The following is a 22,017-nucleotide window of genomic DNA, read 5'->3' as shown; positions in this document are numbered from 1 at the left end:
CAGATCCTTGATTCCCAACGCGGCCCCCGAGGCCCCACATCGACCGTGACGCAGCCCGCACCTCAAGCCCTTCCCGTCGTAACCCTGTTCGAGGGCGGCAGCGCGCTCAGCGATTTCCGCGCGCGGCAACTGCTGCCGAAGCTGCAGGCCATCGAGCCGCGCATCGAGGGCATTTCGGCCCGTTTCGTGCACCTGGTGGTCACCGACGCCGCGCTCGACGCAGCCGGCCACGACCGCTTCGCCGCGCTGCTGACCTACGGCGAGCCCTTCGAGGCGCCGGCCAGGGCGGGCACCTCGGTGGTCGTCACGCCGCGCCTGGGCACCGTGTCGCCCTGGGCCTCCAAGGCCACCGACATCGCCCACAACTGCGGCCTGGCGCTGCGCCGGGTCGAGCGCGTCACGCAATACCACCTGAAGCTCAAGGCGCCGCTGATCGGCAGGGCGCCCGTCATCGAGGGCGACACGCTCGCCGCCGTGGCCGGCCCGCTGCACGACCGCATGACCGAATCGGTGCTCGCCACCGTCGAGCAGGCGGCCAGCCTGTTCAGTGAACTGCCGGCCCAGCCGATGGCGCAGGTCGACGTGCAAAAGGGCGGCCGCGAAGCGCTCGTCGCCGCCAACACCGGCTTCGGCTTGGCGCTGGCCGAGGACGAGATCGACTACCTCGTCGAAGCCTTCACGCGCCTCGGCCGCAACCCCAGCGACGTCGAACTGATGATGTTCGCGCAGGCCAACAGCGAGCACTGCCGCCACAAGATCTTCAACGCCCAGTTCACCATCGACGGCAAGGCGCAGCCACAGAGCCTGTTCTCGATGATCCGCCACACCGAGAAAGAGAACCCGCAGCACACGGTGATCGCCTATGCGGACAACGCCTCGGTGATGGAAGGCGCGACCATCGAGCGCTTCATTCCGGCCGACGGCTCGCAGAGCTATCAAAAAGATAGCGCCCTGAGCCATGTGCTGATGAAGGTCGAGACGCACAACCACCCGACCGCCATTTCGCCGTTCCCCGGCGCCTCGACGGGCGCGGGCGGCGAGATCCGCGACGAAGGCGCCACCGGTCGCGGCTCCAAGCCCAAGGCGGGGCTGACCGGCTTCACCGTCTCCAAGCTCTGGCCCGAAGAGGGCCACTACGGCAAGCCCGAGCACATCGCCAGCCCCCTGCAGATCATGACCGAGGGCCCGCTGGGCGGCGCCGCGTTCAACAACGAATTCGGCCGGCCCAACCTGCTGGGCTATTTCCGCGAATACGAACAGGCGGTGACGAGCGACCTCGACACCGTGCAGCGCGGCTACCACAAGCCCATCATGATCGCGGGCGGCCTCGGCAGCATCGACGCCACGCAGACCAAGAAGATCCTGTTCCCGGCCGGTTCGCTCTTGATCCAGCTCGGCGGCCCCGGCATGCGCATCGGCATGGGCGGCAGCGCCGCGAGTTCGATGGCCACCGGCGCCAACGCGGCCGAGCTCGACTTCGACTCCGTGCAGCGCGGCAACCCCGAAATCGAACGCCGTGCGCAGGAGGTCATCAACCACTGCTGGCAGCAGGGCGCGGCCAACCCGATCCTGGCGATCCACGATGTGGGCGCGGGCGGCCTGAGCAACGCCTTCCCCGAGCTGACCAACGACGCCGGCCGCGGCGCGCGCTTCGACCTGCGCGCGGTGCCGCTGGAAGAGTCGGGCATGGCGCCCAAGGAAATCTGGTGCAACGAAAGCCAGGAGCGCTACGTGCTGGCCATCGCGCCGGCATCGCTCGAACAGTTCAAGGCCTTCTGCGAGCGCGAGCGCTGCCCGTTCTCGGTGGTCGGCGTGGCGACCGAAGAACGCCAGTTGCTGGTGGCCGACGAAGGCGCGGCCGTGCAGCCCGTCGACATGCCGATGGACGTGCTGCTGGGCAAGCCGCCCAAGATGCACCGCGACGTGAAGACCGTCGCGCGCACTTTCAAGCCGCTCGACCTCACGGGCGTCGATCTGCAGAAGGCAGCCATCGACGTGCTCGCGCACCCGACCGTGGCCTCCAAGCGCTTCCTCATCACCATCGGCGACCGCACCGTGGGCGGCATGAGCCACCGCGACCAGATGGTCGGCCCGTGGCAGGTGCCAGTCGCTGATTGCGCCGTGACGCTGGCCGACTACAAGGGCTTCGCCGGCGAGGCCATGAGCATGGGCGAGCGCACGCCGCTGGCCGCGCTGGACGCGCCGGCCTCGGGCCGCATGGCCGTGGCCGAGGCCATCACCAACCTGCTGGCCGCGCCGATCGAACTCTCGCGCGTCAAGCTCTCGGCCAACTGGATGGCCGCTTGTGGCGAGCCCGGCGAAGACGCCGCGCTGTACGAGACCGTCAAGGCCGTGGGCCTGGAACTGTGCCCGGCGCTGGGCGTGTCGATTCCGGTAGGCAAGGATTCGCTGTCGATGCGCACGCAGTGGAAAGATGGCGATGAAGCCAAGAAGGTCACCTCGCCCGTCAGCCTGATCGTCACCGCCTTCGCCTCGCTCGCCGATGTGCGCGGCACGCTCACGCCGCAGCTCGATGCGCAAGAGGCCGACACCACGCTGGTGTTGATCGACCTGGGCCGTGGCCAGCACCGCATGGCCGGCAGCATCCTCTCGCAGACGCTCGGCCAGAGCGGGGACACGGTGCCTGACCTGGACGACCCGGCGCAGCTCGTGGCGCTGGTGAATGCCGTGAATGCCCTCCGCGCCGACGGCAAGATCCTCGCAATGCACGACCGCAGCGACGGCGGCCTGTTCGCCACCGCCTGCGAAATGGCCTTTGCCGGCCACGTCGGCGTGGCGCTCAACGTCGACATGCTGGTCACCGAAGGCGACGGCATTTCCGACAGCCGCATGGAAACCGGCGACGCCAAGAACTGGGCGCAGCAGGTCAGCGCGCGGCGCGAAGAGCTCACGCTCAAGGCGCTGTTCAACGAAGAGCTCGGCATGGTGCTGCAGGTGCGCACCGCCGAGCGCAACGACGTGATGCAGGTGCTGCGCGCCCACGGCCTCAGCGCCCACAGCCATTTCGTCGGCAAGACGCGGCCTGTCAGCTCGGCGATGGATGCGGGCAAGGGCAAGCTGGAAGTCTGGCGCGATGCCAAGTCGGTGTTCAGCGCGTCGCTGCACGACCTGCATCAGGTGTGGGACTCGGTCAGCTGGAAGATCGCCCGCGAGCGCGACAACCCGGCCTGCGCCGATGCCGAGCACGCCGCGGCCGGCGAGCCTTCGGACCCGGGCATGCATGTGTTCCTGCCGAACGCGCAGCCCGCGGCGCCCGCCATTCTGCAGCCGCGCCCGAAGGTGGCGATCCTGCGGGAGCAAGGCGTCAACTCGCATGTCGAGATGGCTTATGCGTTCACCGAAGCGGGCTTCCAGGCCTACGACGTTCACATGACCGACCTGCAGACGGGCAGGGCGGACCTTGCCAATTTCAAGGGCGTGGTCGCCTGCGGCGGCTTCAGCTACGGCGACACGCTGGGCGCGGGCATCGGCTGGGCGCGCAGCATCACCTTCAACCCGAAGCTGGCCGAGCAGTTCAAGGCCTTCTTCGGCCGCGAAGACACCTTCGGCCTGGGCGTATGCAACGGCTGCCAGATGTTCGCCGAGCTGGCCGACATCATTCCCGGCGCCGAAGCCTGGCCGCGCTTCACCACCAACCAGAGCGAGCGCTTCGAGGCCCGCCTGTCGATGGTCGAGGTGCTCGAATCGCCGAGCATCTTCTTCTCGGGCATGACGGGCACGCGCCTGCCGATCGCGGTGGCGCACGGCGAGGGCTATGCGAACTTCAAGCACCGCGGCGACGCGGCCAAGACCATCGCGGCGATGCGCTTCGTGGACAACCACGGCAACGCGACCGAGCAGTACCCGTTCAACCCGAACGGCAGCGCCGGTGGCCTCACGTCGGTGACCACGCCGGACGGCCGCTTCACGGCCGTGATGCCGCACCCGGAACGCGTGTTCCGCAACATCCAGATGAGCTGGACGCCGGGCGACCGGAGCGAACTGAGCCCCTGGATGCAGATCTGGCGCAATGCGCGCCGCTGGGTGGGCTGACCGGCGCATGCTGGACCTCGATCACCCGCGAAGCCAGCACGTGCTGGAGGCGGCGCGCATCGAGGACCTGATCCGCCGGCTGCTGCTCGCATGGCGCGAGGACGCGGCCGCCGCTTCGCTGGCGCGAATGCAGATCCTGCAGATGCTGATCCCGCAGCTCGAAGTGCTCAACGCCGCGCACTTCGGCGCCTCGAAAAAGATCTACCTCACCCTCGACGCGCTGGGCCGGGCGGTGCAGGGCGCCGATGCCGACAAAGCGTGGCAGGCGTTCACGGCGCTGGACGGGCCGGGCGACAACTTCGGCACCTGGGCCATCTAGAAAAGAGAAAAGACGCCCATGAAAAAGCGGCCCACGGGCCGCTTTTTCTTTGGCTGGATCGACTTACTCGACCTTGGCCTTCGCGCGCAGTTCCTCTTGGTACTTCTGCAGGCGCTGTTGCTGCAGCTGCTGCGTGACCTGCGGCTTCACTTCTTCCAGCTTCGGCAGTTGCGCCTGACGGATGTCATCCACGCGGATGATGTGATAGCCGAACTGCGTCTTGATGGGCGCCGGGGTGGTCTCGCCCTTCTTGAGCTTGATCATCGCTTCCGAGAATTCGGGCACGAAGTTCGCAGGGTTGGCCCAGTCGAGGTCGCCGCCGTTGGCGCCCGATCCCGGGTCCTTGCTCTGCTTCTTGGCGATGTCTTCGAACTTGCCGCCCTTCTTCAGGTCGGCCAGGATCTTCTTGGCCTGGTCCTCGGTCTCCACCAGGATGTGGCGGGCCTTGTATTCCTTGCCGCCGTTGGCCGCGACGAACTTGTCGTACTCGGCCTTCACGTCGGCGTCGGAGATCGGGTTGGTCTTGCGGTAGTTGTCGAAGAGCGCGCGGATCAGGATGGCCTGGCGGGCGAGCTCGAGCTGGTTCTTGTAGTCGTCGCTGGCGTCCAGGCCTTGCTTTTGCGCTTCCTGCATGAACACTTCGCGGGCCACGATTTCTTCGCGCAGCTGGCTTTGCATCTCGGGCGTCACCGGGCGGCCTGCGGCGGCCAGTTGCTGGGCCAGGACGTCCATGCGGGCCTTGGGCACCGGCTTGCCGTTCACGATGGCTGCGTTCTGCGCCAGAGCCGCCATGGGAATGGCACCGATCAGCGCTGCGGCCGCTACGGCCTGCAAGATGTGTTTTTTCATGAAATGAATATCAGGCTGGAGAGGAAATGCGCGTGTAGGAAAAGGCGCGTGAAGGAAAGCGGAGAGAGGCGGACAAAAGGGGGAGAGGAACGACGGCCGGGGCATTGCGGCGAAGGCCGTGTGCAACCCCATGCAACAGTACGGACGACTCAGAGCACCTCGATGGCGATGGCGTGCAGACCCTGTGCGATAAAAACCTGGAGGGCATCATACACAAGCCGATGCCGCGCCACGCGGGGCTTCCCGTCGAACTTCGGGGAGGCGATGCGGACCCGGAAATGGGTGCCGTAGCCCTCTGCATTGGCGCCTGAATGGCCTGCGTGCGCCGCGCTTTCGTCGATCACCTCGAGCTGCGTGGGGGCCAGTGCTTCGCGCAGCGCCGCCTCGAGCGCGGCCACGGTCGGCAGGGGAATGGTCGTGCGGGTGGTCATGCGGTCGGCTTGTCTTCTTTCAGGTGCGGCGCGATGTACAGGCCCTGCGCCACCAGGAAGACGATCGGGAACACATAGCCCCAGAGCTTGAAGTTGACCCAGGCCTCGGTCGTGAAGTACGCCGCCACGTAGCCGTTGATGAGCGCCATGAAGAGGCAGTAGCCGATCCACGCCACGTTCAGGCGGCCCCAGATGCGGTCGGGCAGCTCCAGCTGCGAGCCCAGCAGCATCTTCAGGAAGTTCTTCTTCAGCGCCCAGAGCGCCACGGCCAGTGCGATGGCCATCGCGCCGTAGAGCACGGTGGGCTTCCACTTGATGAAGCGGTCGTCGTGCAGCACCAGCGTGAGCGTGCCGAACAAGAGGATCAGCACCAGCGTGGCCTTCTGCATCGCCTGCAGCTTGCGCTCCATCGCATAGATGATGGCCATCTGCACCACGGTGGCGGCCATGAGCACGCCAGTGGCGGTGTAGATGTCGCCGAGCTTGTAGGCGCCGAAGAACAGCAGGATCGGGAAGAAGTCGAGGATCAGTTTCATTTTTTCTGGAAGTCGAGCGACGCCGAGTTCATGCAGTAGCGCAGGCCCGTTTCGGTAGGACCGTCGGGGAACACGTGCCCCAGGTGGGCGCCGCAATTGGCGCAGACATTCTCGGTGCGCACCATGCCGTGCGAGCGGTCGACGATGTTCCTGATGGCGCCGGGCACCGCTTCTTCCGAGAAGCTGGGCCAGCCGCAGCCGGCGTCGAACTTGGTGCCCGACTCGAACAGCTTCGCGCCGCAGCACACGCAGTGGTAGGTGCCGTCGTCCCAATGGGCTTCGTACTTGCCGGTGAAGGGGCGTTCGGTGGCGGCGTGGCGGGTCACCTCGAAGGCCGCGGGTTCGGCGCCTTTTTCAGCGAGCACGGCTTTCCATTCGGCGTCGGTTTTTTCAACAGGAGTGGTCATGATGAGCAGCTGATTTCAATCGTGGAGGCCCAGTCGGGCGGGAAGCCGGCATACGCGTCGGCACCGGGGTGTTCTTCAAATGGGGTTTGGAGCAGCGTGAGCAAGGTTGCCACACCCGAGAAGTCTTTTTGCGCAGCCGTTTCGATGGCTTGCTGGCCCAGGTGGTTCCGCAGCACGTACTTGGGATTGGATTGGCGCATCAAACCGGCGGCCTCTGAGCGCACCGACTGCGCATGGCGCTCTGAAAACGATAGCAGCCAGGCGTCGAAGCCCGCACGGTCCAGGAACAGGTCGCGCACCGGTTCGACATTGCCATCGGCCATGTACTGCGAGAGGCGGCGCCAGAAGATCGTGTAGTCGACCTTGCCGGCGGCCAGGAGCTTGAGCGCGCCTTCGATCAGCGCGCGATCGCTTTCGGCCGCATCCGCGAGGCCGAGCTTGGCGCGCATGCGGGCCTCGAAGGCGTTCGGGAACGCCGTCTTGTACGACTCCAGCGCGGCCACGGCGACTTCCTGGTCGCCGATCAGCGGCAGCAGCGCCTGCGCGAGGCAAAAGAGATTCCAGTACGCCACGTTGGGCTGCTGGTTGAAGGCGTAGCGGCCGTTGGTGTCGCTGTGGTTGCAGATGTGCCGCGGATCGAATCCGTCCAGGAACTGGAACGGCCCGTAGTCGATGGTGAGCCCCAGGATGCTCATGTTGTCGGTGTTCATCACCCCGTGGCAGAAGCCCACGGCCTGCCATTGGGCGAGCAGGGTGGCGGTGCGCTCGCTCACAGCTTCGAGGAACGCGGCGTAGGCGTTGCCGTTGAACCGCTCGGTGGTGCGGCAGGCCGGGTAGTAGCGGTCGATGACGTAGTCGGCCAGGGCGCGCAGTTCGTCTTCGCGCTGGTTGGCCGCGAAGTGCTCGAAGTGGCCGAAGCGGATGAAGCTGGGCGCCACGCGGGCCACGACGGCCGCGCTCTCGGGCTCTTCGCGGAACACGCGGGCGTCGGAGCCGGTCACGCTGAGCGCGCGGGTGGTCGGGATGCCCAGGCCGTGCATGGCCTCGCTGCAGAGGAATTCGCGGATGCTGGAGCGCAGCACCGCGCGGCCGTCGCCGCCGCGCGAGTAGGGCGTGCGGCCCGCGCCCTTGAGTTGCACCTCCAGCCCGCCCTCGGTTTCGCCCAGCATGATCGCCCGCCCGTCGCCGAGCTGGCCGGCCCACACGCCGAACTGGTGCCCGCTGTAAACGGTGGCAAAAGGATTTGTGCCGGCGACCGGCAGGCTGCCGGTCAGCGCCGCGAGCGTGGTGTCCGATTGCCGCCAATCGGCCGGCAACCCCAGTTCGCGCGCCACCGCCTCGCTGTGGCCTACCCAGTAAGGATCGGCCAGGGGTGTCGGTCGCAGGTGGGTGAGAAAGGCGGGTCCCAGCGCCGCGAAACCGGGTTTCCAGCGCAATCCCAGGTCCGCGACGTCCGTGTCTTCAGCAAGCAGGCTCATGGCCGGATTGTCCGGCACCGGGCGTAACCCCTTGCCGCGCGGGCCATCGGCGCCCGACGCGGCTCAGTGGGCCAGCGCCGGCGTGTTCGTATCCGTATCCCAGATCCGCGCGCGGTACTGCGCGGGCGGCAGGCCGAACCAGCGCTTGCAGGCCCGGAAGAAATTGCTGCTGTCGACGAAGCCGAGCATGTCCGCCACGTCGGTGAGCGTGTGGCGGTCTTCCGCCAGGTACTGCTGCGCGAGCTCGCGGCGGGTGCGGTCCAGCAGCGACTGGAACGACACCGACTCCTCCTGCAGCCGCCGCTGCAGCGTGCGCTCCGCGAGGCCCAGGCCCGCGGCCACGTCCTGCCGGCGCGGCTCGCCCTGCTGCAGGCGGCGCGCGATCTCGGCGCACACCAGGCTGCTGGTGGTGGTCTGGCCCAACAGGTTCAGCTGGTCGTCCAGCAGGTGCTCCTGCATTTCGCCGAGCGTGGGGTGGTAGGTGGGCAGCGGCATGGCCATGTCGGCCGCCGACAGCAAGAGGCGGTTGACGGGCGCGTTGTAGCGGATCGGGCAGCCGAAGGCCTCGCTGTGCAGCCGGTCGTCGGCCGGCGGGGGATAGACGAATTCCAGCGCCATCGGCTGCAGGTCGCGCCGCGTGAGCCACTGGCATTGCATGAGAACGGTCAGGAGCGCGTATTCGACGCGCTGGCGCGGAATCGGCAGGCTGCCGCCGGTGTGCTCCATCGTCATCCAGCAGCCGCGCGCCTCGGGCTGCATCGAGAAGGCGGTCGCGTCGGAGATCACGGCCATGTAGCGCGTGAGCCGCGTCAGCGCCGCGTCCAGGTCGGCGCTGCAGGCCATGGCGTGGCCGACCGTGCCCAGCTTGCTGTGCGTGGCGGCCAGGTCGCGGTGCAGGCCCAGCGTGGGCTTGCCGGCGCGTGCCACCGCGAGCTGCCAGAGCACGGAGATTTCGTCGACCGGCACGCGCGCGTTCTGGCGGTGCAGCGAATCGGGGTCGAAGCCCGCGTCGCGCAAGAGCGAGGGCACGTCCAGCCCCTCGGCCTCGAACATCGAGAGCACGCCTTCGAGCCAGGCGGCCGAGCTGGTCCGCAGTTCCGGCTGCTGTGTGCAACCCGGCCGGCGTTGCGGTCGGCGCTGTGCATGCGGCATGGAGGCTCCTGAAGTCATTGAATTGGCTCGCTTGCGATAGCGGGGGAAGCGCGGTCCGTTCCTAGAATTTTCTGGCGGGTTCGGCCGGCCGGAGTATGGCTGCCGGGCACCGATCCAGGAATTCCGATTAACCCGGTGTGGAGACAAACAATGAACAAAGCAGAGACAACGGAAAACCAGGGCGCAAGCCGGCCAACGGCGGCCAAGGCCGTGGCGAGGGCCATGGCGGTGACGGCCTGTATTGCGCTTTCGGCTTGCGGCGGCGGATCGGATTCGGGCTTCTCCTTCACACCGATCGTTCCCGCGCCGCCACCGCCGCCGGCACCGCCACCCGCGCCCCCGGCCGACGGCCCCATGGTGCGCCAGACCACCGCCGGCAAGATCGAAGGCGTGGACGACAGCGCCGGCACCGGCACCTTGTTCTGGAAGGGCGTTCCGTTCGCCAAGGCGCCGGTCGGCACCCTGCGCTGGGCGCCGCCCGCCGATCCCGAGTCCTGGCAGGGCGTGCGCGCCGCGAGCCAGTTCGGCCGCAGCTGTGCCCAGGGCGGACGCTATTTCAGCCCCGCGCCCGGCGACGCACCGTTCGGCCTGGGCAACCGCGAGGGCTTCGGCAAGCCGGTGGGCGATGAGGACTGCCTCACGCTCAACATCTGGCGCCCGGCCGGCGATGCCGCCAAGCTGCCCGTGATCGTCTACATCTACGGCGGCAGCAACATCTCGGGCTACACGGCCGACCCGGGCTACGACGGTGCCCAGCTCGCCAGGCGCGGCGACGCCGTCGTCGTGACGATCAACTACCGCCTGGGCGTGCTCGGCTGGCTCGACCTGCCGCAGCTCAAGACCGGCAACGCGAGCAACGACTCGGGCAACTTCGCGCTGCTCGACCAGATGCAGGCCTTGAAGTTCATCCAGGCCAACATCGGCGCCTTCGGCGGCGATGCGGGCAACGTCACGGTCATGGGGCAGTCGGCGGGCGCGGTCAACACCTGGGGGCTGGTCGTGTCGAGCGCGTCGGCCGGACTGCTGCACAAGGCGGTGCCGCTGAGCGGCGGCATTTCCTTCGCGACGCGGGCCACCGCGCAGACCTATTCGAAGGCGCTGCTCAACGCGATCGCCATCGCCGAGGGCAAGGCCACCGACACCCCCTCGGCCAACGCCTGGGTGGCCTCCCAGACCGATGCGCAGATCGCGGCCTACCTGCGCGGCCTGCCGGCGGACCGGCTGCTGACCATCGTGCTCGCGAACCCGCAACTGGGCAACGCGCCCGCGCCGATCGAGGACGGCGCCATCCTGCCGGTGAACTCGCGCGCCGAGGTCGATGCCGGCAGGTTCAACAAGGTGCCGATGCTGATCGGCAACACGCGCGACGAAGGCACGCTGTTCGCCAACCTGTTCGGCACCTTCACGGGGCAGGGCCTGGGCTTCAAGCCGACCGACTACGAGCGCTTCGGCCTGCAGTACAACTTCAACCCCGACGCACCCGTGACGCTCACCGAGGCCGACCTGATCAACGCGCCCTACCTGCCGGTAGACAAGCCGCTGAACGGCTGGAAGGCGGCGTCGGACTTCGCCACCAACGCGATCTTCCTCAATGGCCTGCCCGCGCAGATCGACTCGGTGGCCAAGTACCTGCCGACCAGGACCTGGTACTACCGCTTCGACTGGAGCCAGCAGGTGGCACCGTTCAACACCGTCTACGGCGCCACGCACGGGCTGGACACGGCGTTCATGTTCCACAACTTCGGCACCAGCATCTTCTCGTTCTCCTTCGGCGAAGCGAACCGGCCGGGGCGCGAGGCGCTCTCGGATGCGATGGTGGGCAGCCTGTCTGCGTTCGCGCGCAATGGCGATCCGAACCATTCGGGCCTGGGCGTGACGTGGCCCAACTGGCCACGCAAGATCGTGCTGGACGCCAGCAAGACGCAACTGCAGAACAGTGCGCCTTGAACACTGCGCCACATCGAGGCGCATCGCAGCGGCGGCGATGACCGCTGCTGCGATGGCGAAGGTCACCTCATGGACGAGGTGCCTGCACGCTCCGGCAGGCGCCAGCTGTCGTCCGGACGACAGATCGGTCCTCGCAAACCGCGGGTTTCTGTCATTGTGCGAACGCACATAAATTGCGTGAATCGCCGTAGTCCGAGAAACCACTGAATTCTGTTGAAAGAAGGAGCCTGTAGATGCTGGGTTTGATGCAAGACCAACCGCTTTTGATCTCGTCGCTGATCGAGTTCGTCGAGCGCCACAACGGCGACGGCGAGATCGTCTCGCGCCGTGTCGAAGGCGATATTCACCGCACCACGTGGGGCGGAATCGCATCGCGCGCCCGGCAGGTGGCCAATGCGCTGGATGGCGAGCAGCTGCTCTTCAGCGACCGCATTGCCACGCTGGCCTGGAACGGCTATCGGCACCTGGAGCTGTACTACGGCGTGAGCGGCAGCGGCCGCGTGCTGCACACCATCAACCCGCGCCTGCACCCCGACCAGATCGCCTGGATCGCCAACCATGCCGAAGACCAGATCCTGTGCTTCGACCTCACCTTCCTGCCGCTGGTGCAGGCGGTGCATGCCAAGTGCCCCACGATCCGGAAATGGATTGCACTGTGTGATGCCGACAAGCTGCCGGTCGACAGCGGCATCCCCAACCTGGTGAGCTACGAAAGCTGGATGGGCGCGCAGTCCAGCGAATACGACTGGCCCACCTTCGACGAGAACTCCGCCTCGAGCATGTGCTACACGAGCGGCACCACGGGCAACCCGAAGGCCGCGCTCTACAGCCATCGCTCCACGATGCTGCACGCCTACGCCGCGGCCTTGCCCGACGTCATGCGCCTGTCGGCGCGCGACTCGGTGCTGCCGGTGGTGCCGATGTTCCACGTCAACGCCTGGGGCATTCCGTACTCGGCGGCGCTCGTGGGCTGCAAGCTCGTGTTCCCCGGCCCGGCGCTGGACGGCAAGTCGGTGTTCGAGCTGATCGAATCGGAAGGCGTGACCTTCGCGGCCGGCGTGCCCACCGTGTGGCAGATGATGCTGGGCCACATGCAGGCCGGCGGCCTGAAGTTCAGCAAGCTCAACCGCACCGTCATCGGCGGCTCGGCCTGCCCGCCGGCCATGATCACGGCGTTCCAGGAGAAGTTCGACGTCGAGGTGCTGCATGCCTGGGGCATGACCGAGATGAGCCCGCTGGGCACGCTCTGTACGCTCAAGAACAAGCACCTGTCGCTGCCGCCCGATGCGCAGTTGCAGATCCGCATGAAGCAGGGCCGCGCGATCTTCGGCGTCGACTTGAAGATCGTGGACGGCGAGGGCAACGAGCTCCCCTGGGACGGCAAGGCCTACGGCGACCTCCTGGTCAAAGGCCCCTGGATCGTGAAGGAATACTTCAAGGGCGAGGGCGGCGATCCACTCATTCCCGACGCGCAGGGCCGCGGCTGGTTCCCCACTGGCGACGTCGCCACCATCGACGCCGAGGGGTACCTGCAGATCACCGACCGCAGCAAGGATGTGATCAAGTCCGGCGGCGAGTGGATCAGCTCCATCGAGATCGAGAACATCGCCGTCGCGCACCCGGCCGTGGCCATGGCCGCGTGCATCGGCGTGTTCCATCCCAAGTGGGACGAGCGGCCGATCATCGCGGTGGTGAAGAAGCCCGGCGCCGAAGTCACGCGCGAGGAGCTCCTGAAGTTCTACGAGGGCAAGACCGCCAAGTGGCAGGTGCCCGACGACGTGGTCTTCGTGGAGGCCATTCCGATCGGCGCCACCGGAAAGATCTTGAAGACCAGGCTGCGGGAACTGCTCAAGGACTACAAGCTCCCCACGCTCTGACAACCCCAGGCCCGACCGCACTGTCGCGCACGCGATAGGAAGGCCGCTCCGGCGGGCTTCCTTGCGGGCAATCCCTGTGCGGGGAAGAAAAGGGCGCTTGTACGCTGGCATTCCGCCTCATCCCGGCTTTCAATCAGGAGACTCTTCATGCGATTCGCCCTCAAGTCAGTAGCTGCCTGCGCAATGTTGGCCAGTGCTGCCGCCGCCTTCGCCCAAAAGGGCGAGACCGTCAAGGTCGCCTGGCTCGACCCGCTGTCGGGCCTGATGGCCGCGGTGGGCACGAACCAGCTCAAGACCACGCAGTTCCTGGCCGAGGAGTTCAACAAGAAGAATCTCTCGGGCGTGAAGTTCGAGATCATCGCGCTGGACAACAAGCTGAGCCCGCAGGAAACCACCGCCGCGCTGCGCTCGGCGCAGGACCAGGGCGCGCGCTACATCATGCAGGGCAACGGCTCGGGCCCGGCGCTGGCGATCATCGACGCCATCGAGAAGAACAACGCGCGCAATCCGGGCAAGGAGCTGCTGTACATGAACTACGCGGCGGTCGACCCTGACCTCACCAACAGCAAGTGCAGCTACTGGCACTTCCGCGTGGACGCCGACACCTCCATGAAGATGGAGGCCCTGACCACCTGGATGAAGGACCAGCCCGACATCAAGAAGGTCTACATCCTCGGGCAGAACTACGCGCACGGCGTGCAGGTGTCCAAGTTCACCAAGGAAGACCTGAAGGTCAAGCGCCCCGACATCCAGATCGTGGGCGACGACCTGCACCCGCTGGCCCAGGTGCGCGACTTCGCGCCCTACATCGCCAAGATCAAGGCCTCGGGCGCCGACACGGTCATCACCGGCAACTGGGGTTCGGACCTCTCGCTGCTCATCAAGGCGGCCAACGACTCGGGCCTGAACGTCAAGTTCCTCACGTACTACGCGCCGGGCGCCGGCACGCCCACGGCCATGGGCGCCACCTCCGAGGGCAAGGTCTACACCGTGGCCTATGCCCACTACAACATGGGCGGCGAGATCCAGAAGCTGCTCGGCGGCTACAAGAAGAAGATGAACGACGACCTGACGCAGGCCTCGATCTACCACGTGTTCGCGCTGCTCGATGCGGCCTTCGCCCAGACCAAGTCGACCGACCCGGTGAAGGTGGCCGCGGCGCTGGAAGGCATGAAGATCAAGAGCTTCAACGGCGAGGTCGAGATGCGCAAGGCCGACCACCAGTTGCAGCAGGGCCTGTACATCTCGCGCTGGGAAAAGGCCAGCGCCAAGTACCCCTACGACGCCGAGAACACCGGCTACACGAACGTCCCCGTGAAGTACTACGAGTCGTATGTGGCGAGCACGCCGACGACCTGCCAGATGAAGCGCCCCTAGGCGTCTTTGTGAACGCATTTCCTACTCGCTGGTAGCAACGCTCTACCGGCGGGTAGCAATTGGAGAAATGCGCTGTCGCCTGCGCGATAGAAACGGGCCTTGCGGCCACCCCCTTACGGGCATTCCCTGAGGGGAGGGGCCGTGAACGCTTGTACGCTCGTGCAAGGCTTTTTGATTCGGTTTGACCAGGAGATATAGATCGTGAAATTCGCTCTGAAAATCGCTACCGCAGCCATCCTTGCCGCGAGTGCCACAGGCGCTCTGGCCCAGAAGGGTGAAACCGTCAAGATCGCATGGCTGGACCCGCTCTCGGGCCTGATGGCCGCGGTGGGTACCAACCAGCTGAAGACCTTTCAGTTCCTGGCCGAAGAATTCAACAAGAAGAACGTGGCCGGCGTGAAGTTCGAGGTCATCGGCATCGACAACAAGCTGAGCCCGCAGGAAACCACCAGCGCACTGCGCTCGGCCATGGACCAGGGCGCACGCTACGTGGTGCAGGGCAACGGCTCGGGCCCGGCGCTCGCCATCATCGACGCGCTGGAAAAGCACAACGCCCGCAACCCGGGCAAGGAAGTGCTCTACATCAACTACGCGGCGGTCGATCCCGACCTCACCAACAGCAAGTGCAGCTACTGGCACTTCCGCCTCGACGCCGACACCTCCATGAAGATGGAGGCGCTCACCACCTTCATGAAAGACCAGACCGACATCAAGAAGGTCTACCTGATCAACCAGAACTACTCGCACGGCCAGCAGGTCTCCAAGTTCGCGAAGGACAACCTGAAGTCCAAGCGCCCCGATGTCGAGATCGTCGGCGACGACCTGCACCCGCTCGCGCAGGTGCGCGACTTCGCACCCTACATCGCCAAGATCAAGGCCTCGGGCGCCGACACGGTCATCACCGGCAACTGGGGTTCCGACCTGGCGCTCCTCATCAAGTCGGCCAACGACGCGGGCCTGAACGTCAAGTTCTATACCTACTACGCCGTGACCAACGGCACGCCGACCGCCATGGGCGCGGCCTCGGACGGCAAGGTCTACCAGGTGGGCTACAGCCACTACAACGCGCCGGGCCCGGTGCAGCCGCTGATGGGCGAGTTCAAGAAGCGCTTCAACGACGACATGTACACCACCGACATCTACACGGTGTACGCGATGCTGAGCGAAGCGTTCGTGCGCACCAAGTCGACCGAGCCCGTGAAGGTCGCGGCCGCGATGGAGGGCATGAAGTTCAAGAGCTTCAACGGCGACGTGGAGATGCGCAAGGCCGACCACCAGCTGCAGCAGGGCCTGTGGATCACGCGCTGGCAGAAGGCCGACGCCAAGAACCCGTACAGCCCCGAGAACACCGGCTACACGCTGGCCCCGGTGAAGTACTACGAGCCCTACGTCTCCAGCACGCCGACGACGTGCCAGATGAAGCGACCCGGCGCCGCGGCTTCCTGATCCGTCGCCCAGCTGGTCGAGGCCCGACTTCAAACTTCGGGCCTCTTTCTTTTTCACGCATCCGAAAGACCGATGAACGTCGAATTCTTCGTCATCTCGCTGCTCAACGGCGTCAGCTACGGCTTGCTGCTGTTCATGCTGAGCTCTGGCCTTACGCTGATCTTCAGCATGATGGGCGTACTCAACTTCGCGCACGCGAGCTTCTACATGCTCGGCGCCTACATCGCCTACACGCTCTCGGGCATCGTGGGCTTCTGGCCGGCGCTGTTTCTCGCGCCGCTGCTGGTGGGCCTGCTGGGTGCGGGCTTCGAGCGCTACAGCCTGCGCCGGGTCCACAAGTTCGGCCACGTGCCGGAGCTGCTGGTGACCTTCGGTCTTTCGTACCTCATCCTGGAACTCGTGCAACTGGCCTGGGGCCGCTCGACCGTGCCCTACGGCCTGCCGACGCAGCTGCAGGGTCCGCTCTTCTCGCTCTACGGCACGCAGTTTCCGAAGTCGCGCTCCTTCATCATGCTGGTGGCGGTGCTGATGCTCATCTCGGTGTGGCTGCTGCTCACGCGCACGCGCATCGGCCTGGTGATCCAGGCGGCGCTGAAGCACCCCGACATGGTCGAGGCGCTGGGCCACAACGTGCCGCGCGTGTTCATGCTGGTGTTCGGCGGCGGCGCCGCGCTCGCGGGCCTCGCGGGCGTGATCGGCGGCAACACCTACGTCACCGAACCCGCCATGGCCGGTTCGGTCGGCACCATCATCTTCGTGGTGGTGGTGGTCGGCGGCATGGGTTCGCTGGCCGGCGCGTTCCTCGCGTCGCTTTTGATCGGCATCATCCAGACCTTCGCGGTCGCCATGGACCAGTCGCTGGCCACGGCCTTGCGGGCCATCGGCATGACCGTGACCGACCAGACCTTCGGCTACGAGCTGCTCAGGCTCACGATCTCGCAGGTCGCGCCGATCCTGCCGTACCTGTTCCTGGTGCTGATTCTCATCTTCCGGCCCAAGGGTCTTCTTGGTACGCGGGAGGACTGACGCCATGACCACAGCAACCACGCAGTACTACCGCTTCAAGCCCTGGAACATCGGGCGCTACCTGATCTGGACGCTCTTCGCCATCGTGCTGATCGTCTCGCCGCTTTTGTTCAAGAGCAGCCTGGCGCTCACGATGCTCTCGCAGATGGGCTACCTCATCATCATCTGCCTGAGCTACAACATTCTCCTGGGGCAGGGCGGCATGCTGAGCTTCGGCCACGCCGTGTATGTAGGGCTCGGCTCGTTCCTGGCGATCCATGCGATGAACATGGGCGCCAAGGGCGGCATGCAGATTCCGCTGGTGCTGATCCCCTTGGTGGGCGGCCTGGCCGGCATGTTCTTCGCGATCCTGCTGGGTTTCGTGACCACCAAGAAGTCGGGCACCACCTTCGCGATGATCACCATGGGCATCGGCGAACTGGTGGCCTCGATGGCGTTGATGTTCCCGAGCTTCTTCGGCGGCGAGGGCGGCATCACCACCGACCGCGTGTACGGCCCGACTTTCTTCGGCTTCAACTTCGGCTCGCAGATCCAGGTGTACTACCTGATCGCCGCTTACTGTTTCGTCTGCACCGCGCTCATGTATGCCTTCACCGGCACGCCGCTCGGCCGCATGCTGAACGCGGTGCGCGACAACCCGGAGCGGGTCGAGTTCATCGGCTACAACACGCAGCGCGTGCGCTACTTCGCGTTCATCATCGCGGGCTTCTTCGCCGGCATCGGCGGTGGCCTCGCCTCGATCAACTTCGAGATCGTGAACGCGGCCGACAGCCTGAACGCCATCCGCTCGGGCGGCTACCTGCTGTTCACTTTCCTGGGTGGCGCGGTGTTCTTCTTCGGGCCGATCATCGGCGCGGTGCTGCTGGTGTTCGCGTCGATCCTGCTGTCGGAGCTTTCGAAGGCCTGGCAGCTGTACTTCGGCCTCGTGTTCGTGTTCATGGTGATGTTCGCCCCCGGCGGCATCGCGAGCCTGATCATGATGAACCTGCGCGTGGCCAAGTTCGGCAAGTTCGACCGCTTCTGGCTGCTGTACCTCGCGCTCGCGGTGGCGCTGGTTCCGGTGATCATCGGCGCGGCTGCGTTGATCGAAATGATCTATCACATCCAGCTCAATGCGGCGATGGGCCCGACGCTGAACTTCTTCGGCGTGGCGCTCAACACCGAGGGCATGGGCAGCTGGCTCGGCGCCGCGGCGATCCTGGCCGTGGGCCTGGCCGCACTCGAGGTGGCGCGACGCCGCTTCGTGCGCGTCTGGGGTCATGCGCAGGAAGAAATCGAAGCAGAAATCAAACGTCGGGAGGCGGCGTAAATGAGCGCGCAACACGGAAAATACGCACTTGAATTGAAAGCGCTGCGCAAGAACTTCGGCAAGACCGAAATCATCCGCGGCGTGGACCTGGCGGTGAACGCCGGGGAGCGCGTGGCCATCATCGGCCCGAACGGGGCGGGCAAGTCGACGCTGTTCAACCTGATCAGCGGCCGCCTCACGCCCACCAGCGGCGAGGTGCTGCTGAACGGCGAACGCATCGATGGCAAGAAGCCTTACGAGATCAACCGGCTGGGCCTGTCGCGCAGCTTCCAGATCACCAACATCTTCCCCAAGCTGAGCGTGTTCGAGAACCTGCGCTGCGGCGTGCTGTGGAGCCTGGGCTACAAGTACACGTTTCTTCGTTTTCTCTCGAACCTGGACGACGCCAATGCGCGCACCGAAGAGCTCATCAAGCAGATCGGCCTGGAGAGGAAGCGCGACGTGCATGCGGTGAACCTCACCTATGCCGAGCAGCGCGCGCTGGAGATCGGCGTGACGATCGCGGGCGGCGCCGGCGTCATCCTGCTGGACGAGCCCACGGCCGGCATGAGCAAGACCGAGACCTCGCACTTCATCTCGCTCATCAAGCACGTGACGGTCGGCAAGACGCTGCTGACGGTGGAGCACGACATGGGCGTGGTCTTCGGCCTCGCCGACAAGATCGCGGTGGTGGTGTATGGCGAAGTCATCGCCTTCGACACGCCTGCTGCCGTTCGCGCCAATGCGCGTGTGCAGGAGGCTTATCTCGGGTCCTCGGTGGCCGACGCGCAGGGGGCGGGACACTGACATGCTGAAGCTTCACGACATCCACGCCTACTACGGCAAGAGCCATGTGCTGCATGGCGTTTCGTTCGACGTCGGCGCCGGCGAAATCGTCGCGCTGCTGGGGCGCAACGGCTCGGGCCGCTCGACCACCGCCAAGGCCATCATGGGCCTGGTCCATGCCGAGGGCACGCTGCGCTGGAAGGACCAGGACATCCTGCGCAAGAAGGCCTACGAGATCGCCCACCTGGGCATCGGCTACGTGCCCGAGAACCGCGACATCTTTCCCAAGCTCACGGTGCACCAGAACCTGCTCCTGGGACAGAAGGGCACGGGCAAGGGCAGCCGCTGGCAGTTCGACGACATGTACAACATGTTCCCGCGCCTGAAGGAGCGCCAGCACACCGAGGCCGGTGTGCTCTCGGGCGGCGAGCAGCAGATGCTCACGCTGTGCCGCACGCTCATGGGCGACCCCGACCTCATCATCATCGACGAGCCGACCGAAGGCCTCGCGCCCAAGATCGTCGAGCTGGTGGGGCAGTACCTGCGCACGCTCAAGGACAAGGGCATCTCGGTGCTGCTGATCGAGCAGAAGCTCACCATCGCGATGCAGATCTCCGACCGCGCGCTGGTCATGGGCCACGGCAGCATCGTGTTCGACGGCACGCCCGACAGCCTGCGCGCAGACAACGCCACCCGCAAGGAATGGCTGGAGGTTTGACGGGTGGCGCGGCGCGCAAACGGTTGCGCGCCGCAACTTGTCCCGGCAGCGACTTGCTGCCATTGCCCGGCCATTCGAAACGCCTAGAATCCAATAAAAAAGAACACTCGTGCTTTTTGGAGTCTTCGACGGCGGTGCTTCATCGCGCTACGCTGCACGAACCTCCCGGATTCGTTTCCCGATTTTTCTTCTTCACACACCAAGGAACGCAGCATGACGGCTGAATACAAAGTGCTCGGCGATGTCGCCGTGATCACACTGACCAACCCTCCGGTCAACGGTCTCGGTTTCTCGACCCGCATCGGCATCACCGATGGCCTGGCCAAGGCCAATGCCGACGACGCCGTCAAGGCCATCGTCATCACCGGCGCCGGCAAGGCGTTTTCCGGCGGTGCGGACATCAAGGAATTCGGCACGCCCAAGGCGCTGCAAGAGCCCAACCTGCTGAGCGTGATCCTCACGCTCGAAGCGTCCCCCAAGCCCATCGTCGCAGCCATCCATTCCGTGTGCATGGGCGGCGGCCTCGAACTGGCGCTGGGCTGCCACTACCGCGTGGCCGCACCCGGCACCAGCGTGGCACTGCCTGAAGTCAAGCTGGGCCTCCTGCCCGGCGCCGGCGGCACGCAGCGCCTGCCGCGCGTGATCGGTGTGGAAACCGCCCTCAACATGATCGTGAGCGGCGAGCCCGTGAAGAGCGAAGTGCTCGCCAGCCTGCCGGGCCAGAAGCTGTTCGACAAGCTGGCCGCTTCGCCCGAATCGGTGTTCGAGGAAGCCGTGGCCTTCGCCAAGAGCGTGGCCGGCAAGACCGGTGAAGCGCTGCCGCTGGTGCGCAACCTGCCGTGCAAGCACCCGCAAGGCGATGCCTACTTCCAGTTCACCAAGAACATGGTCGGCGGCATGTCCAAGAACTACCCGGCGCCGCTCAAGTGCATCGACGCCGTGCAGGCTGCCACGAAGATGAAGTTCGACGAAGGCATGGCCGAAGAGCGCCGCCTTTTCACCGCGCTGATGTTCACGCCCGAATCGCTGGCGCTGCGCCACCTGTTCATGGCCGAGCGCGCCGCCTCCAAGATTCCCGACGTGCCCGAAGACACGCCCAAGCGCGAGATCAAGGCCGTGGGCGTGATCGGCGCGGGCACCATGGGCGGCGGCATCTCGATGAACTTCCTGAACGCGGGCATCCCCGTCAAGATTCTGGAGATGAAGCAGGACGCGCTCGACCGCGGCGTCGCCACCATCAAGAAGAACTACGAAGCCCAGGTCAAGAAGGGCAAGCTCAAAGAGGACAAGTACGCGCAGCGCATGGCGCTCCTGAGCACCACGCTGAGCTACGACGACCTGAAGGACGCCGACCTCATCATCGAAGCGGTGTTCGAGGAAATCGGCGTCAAGGAAAAGGTCTTCAAGGAACTCGACCGCGTCGCCAAGAAGGGCGCGATCCTGGCCTCCAACACCTCGACGCTGGACGTGGACAAGATCGCCTCGTTCACCGAGCGTCCGCAGGACGTGGTCGGCATGCACTTCTTCAGCCCGGCCAACGTGATGAAGCTGCTCGAAGTGGTGCGCGGCAAGGCCACCGCCAAGGACGTGCTCGCCACGGTCATGGCCATCGGCAAGAAGATCAAGAAGACCTCGGTGGTCTCGGGCGTGTGCGACGGCTTCATCGGCAACCGCATGATCGAGCAGTACTCGCGCCAGGCCGGCTTCCTGCTGGACGAAGGTGCGCTGCCGCAGCAGGTGGACAAGGCCATCGAGAAGTTCGGTTTCGCCATGGGCCCGTTCCGCATGGGCGACCTGGCCGGCAACGACATCGGCTGGGCCATTCGCAAGCGCCGCGCCACCGAACGCGCCGACATGAAGTACAGCCGCACGGCCGACAAGCTCTGCGAGCTGGGCCGCTTCGGCCAGAAGACCGGGGCAGGGTGGTACGACTACCTGGCCGGCAAGCGCGATGCGATTCCCTCGGACCTGGTCAACAAGATGATCGAGGACCACCGCAAGGAACTGGGCATCACGCCGCGCAAGATTTCCGATGAAGAGATCGTGCAGCGCCTGGTGTATGCGCTGGTCAACGAAGGCGCACACATCCTGGAAGACGGCATTGCCTCGAAGTCGGGCGACATCGACATGGTGTACCTCACCGGCTACGGCTTCCCGATCTGGCGCGGCGGCCCGATGCACTACGCATCGCAAGTAGGCCTGTACAACGTGGCCGAGTCGATGAAGCGCTTTGCGAAGAACCCGCGCGACGACGCCGAGTTCTGGCAGCCCGCACCGCTGATCCAGAAGCTGGTGGCCGAAGGCAAGTCCTTCAGCTGAGACCGAAC

At 65.8% G+C, this 22,017-nt stretch carries 17 protein-coding genes; 11 read left to right on the top strand and 6 right to left on the bottom strand.

Going from position 1 to position 22,017, the window contains the following annotated elements:
- Nucleotides 1-45 precede the first annotated feature (45 nt).
- Complete coding sequence (purL, locus tag BM133_RS08320; protein ID WP_093432929.1) at nucleotides 46-4,053, top strand: phosphoribosylformylglycinamidine synthase; 4,008 nt, start codon at nucleotides 46-48, stop codon at nucleotides 4,051-4,053.
- A gap of 7 nt (nucleotides 4,054-4,060) precedes the next feature.
- Complete coding sequence (locus BM133_RS08315; RefSeq protein ID WP_093432927.1) at nucleotides 4,061-4,372, top strand: hypothetical protein; 312 nt, start codon at nucleotides 4,061-4,063, stop codon at nucleotides 4,370-4,372.
- Nucleotides 4,373-4,435: 63 nt separating this feature from the next.
- Here BM133_RS08315 and BM133_RS08310 read toward each other — a convergent pair whose 3' ends face one another.
- The 6 genes from BM133_RS08310 to BM133_RS08285 form a co-directional block, all read right to left on the bottom strand.
- Nucleotides 4,436-5,221, bottom strand: a complete 786-nt coding sequence (locus BM133_RS08310) for a peptidylprolyl isomerase (RefSeq protein WP_042581659.1) — start codon at nucleotides 5,219-5,221, stop codon at nucleotides 4,436-4,438.
- 149 nt (nucleotides 5,222-5,370) lie between these two features.
- A complete protein-coding gene (locus BM133_RS08305; RefSeq protein WP_093432926.1) occupies nucleotides 5,371-5,652 on the bottom strand; it encodes a BolA family protein in 282 nt (93 codons plus the stop codon).
- A complete protein-coding gene (locus tag BM133_RS08300) occupies nucleotides 5,649-6,188 on the bottom strand; it encodes a septation protein A (protein WP_093432924.1) in 540 nt (179 codons plus the stop codon). The genes BM133_RS08305 and BM133_RS08300 overlap by 4 nt, the downstream gene beginning before the upstream one ends.
- Complete coding sequence (gene msrB, locus BM133_RS08295; protein WP_093432923.1) at nucleotides 6,185-6,595, bottom strand: peptide-methionine (R)-S-oxide reductase MsrB; 411 nt, start codon at nucleotides 6,593-6,595, stop codon at nucleotides 6,185-6,187. The genes BM133_RS08300 and msrB overlap by 4 nt, the downstream gene beginning before the upstream one ends.
- Complete coding sequence (locus tag BM133_RS08290) at nucleotides 6,592-8,073, bottom strand: protein adenylyltransferase SelO (RefSeq protein WP_093432921.1); 1,482 nt, start codon at nucleotides 8,071-8,073, stop codon at nucleotides 6,592-6,594. Before BM133_RS08290 ends, msrB begins: the two co-directional genes overlap by 4 nt.
- A 63-nt stretch (nucleotides 8,074-8,136) precedes the next feature.
- Nucleotides 8,137-9,225, bottom strand: coding sequence for an AraC family transcriptional regulator (locus BM133_RS08285; RefSeq protein WP_093432920.1), 1,089 nt, complete (start codon nucleotides 9,223-9,225; stop codon nucleotides 8,137-8,139).
- A gap of 150 nt (nucleotides 9,226-9,375) precedes the next feature.
- Between BM133_RS08285 and BM133_RS08280 the strand changes: the two genes are divergently transcribed.
- From BM133_RS08280 to BM133_RS08240, 9 genes are all read left to right on the top strand, one after another.
- Nucleotides 9,376-11,172, top strand: coding sequence for a carboxylesterase/lipase family protein (locus BM133_RS08280; protein WP_256219093.1), 1,797 nt, complete (start codon nucleotides 9,376-9,378; stop codon nucleotides 11,170-11,172).
- Between the two features lie 233 nt (nucleotides 11,173-11,405).
- Nucleotides 11,406-13,049, top strand: coding sequence for a 3-(methylthio)propionyl-CoA ligase (locus BM133_RS08275; protein ID WP_093432918.1), 1,644 nt, complete (start codon nucleotides 11,406-11,408; stop codon nucleotides 13,047-13,049).
- A gap of 147 nt (nucleotides 13,050-13,196) precedes the next feature.
- On the top strand, nucleotides 13,197-14,426 hold the full coding sequence (locus tag BM133_RS08270) for a branched-chain amino acid ABC transporter substrate-binding protein (RefSeq protein WP_093432917.1): 1,230 nt from the start codon (nucleotides 13,197-13,199) through the stop codon (nucleotides 14,424-14,426).
- A 201-nt stretch (nucleotides 14,427-14,627) separates the two neighbouring features.
- Nucleotides 14,628-15,872, top strand: a complete 1,245-nt coding sequence (locus BM133_RS08265; RefSeq protein WP_093432915.1) for a branched-chain amino acid ABC transporter substrate-binding protein — start codon at nucleotides 14,628-14,630, stop codon at nucleotides 15,870-15,872.
- A gap of 72 nt (nucleotides 15,873-15,944) precedes the next feature.
- Nucleotides 15,945-16,898, top strand: a complete 954-nt coding sequence (locus BM133_RS08260) for a branched-chain amino acid ABC transporter permease (protein ID WP_093432914.1) — start codon at nucleotides 15,945-15,947, stop codon at nucleotides 16,896-16,898.
- Between the two features lie 4 nt (nucleotides 16,899-16,902).
- Nucleotides 16,903-18,207 carry a branched-chain amino acid ABC transporter permease gene (locus BM133_RS08255; protein ID WP_093432912.1) on the top strand — a complete coding sequence of 435 codons (1,305 nt, stop codon included), beginning with the start codon at nucleotides 16,903-16,905 and terminating at the stop codon, nucleotides 18,205-18,207.
- Nucleotides 18,208-18,993: an ABC transporter ATP-binding protein gene (locus tag BM133_RS08250; protein WP_093432911.1), complete on the top strand. Its 786-nt coding sequence runs from the start codon at nucleotides 18,208-18,210 to the stop codon at nucleotides 18,991-18,993.
- Between the two features lies 1 nt (nucleotide 18,994).
- Nucleotides 18,995-19,690: an ABC transporter ATP-binding protein gene (locus BM133_RS08245; protein ID WP_093432909.1), complete on the top strand. Its 696-nt coding sequence runs from the start codon at nucleotides 18,995-18,997 to the stop codon at nucleotides 19,688-19,690.
- Between the two features lie 213 nt (nucleotides 19,691-19,903).
- Complete coding sequence (locus BM133_RS08240) at nucleotides 19,904-22,009, top strand: 3-hydroxyacyl-CoA dehydrogenase NAD-binding domain-containing protein (RefSeq protein ID WP_093432908.1); 2,106 nt, start codon at nucleotides 19,904-19,906, stop codon at nucleotides 22,007-22,009.
- Nucleotides 22,010-22,017 lie beyond the last annotated feature (8 nt).

The sequence above is a fragment of the Variovorax sp. 770b2 genome, from assembly GCF_900115685.1.
Lineage (GTDB): Bacteria > Pseudomonadota > Gammaproteobacteria > Burkholderiales > Burkholderiaceae_C > Variovorax.
The sequence above is the reverse complement of the archived record's forward strand: the minus strand, read 5'-3'. Positions and strand labels throughout refer to the sequence as shown.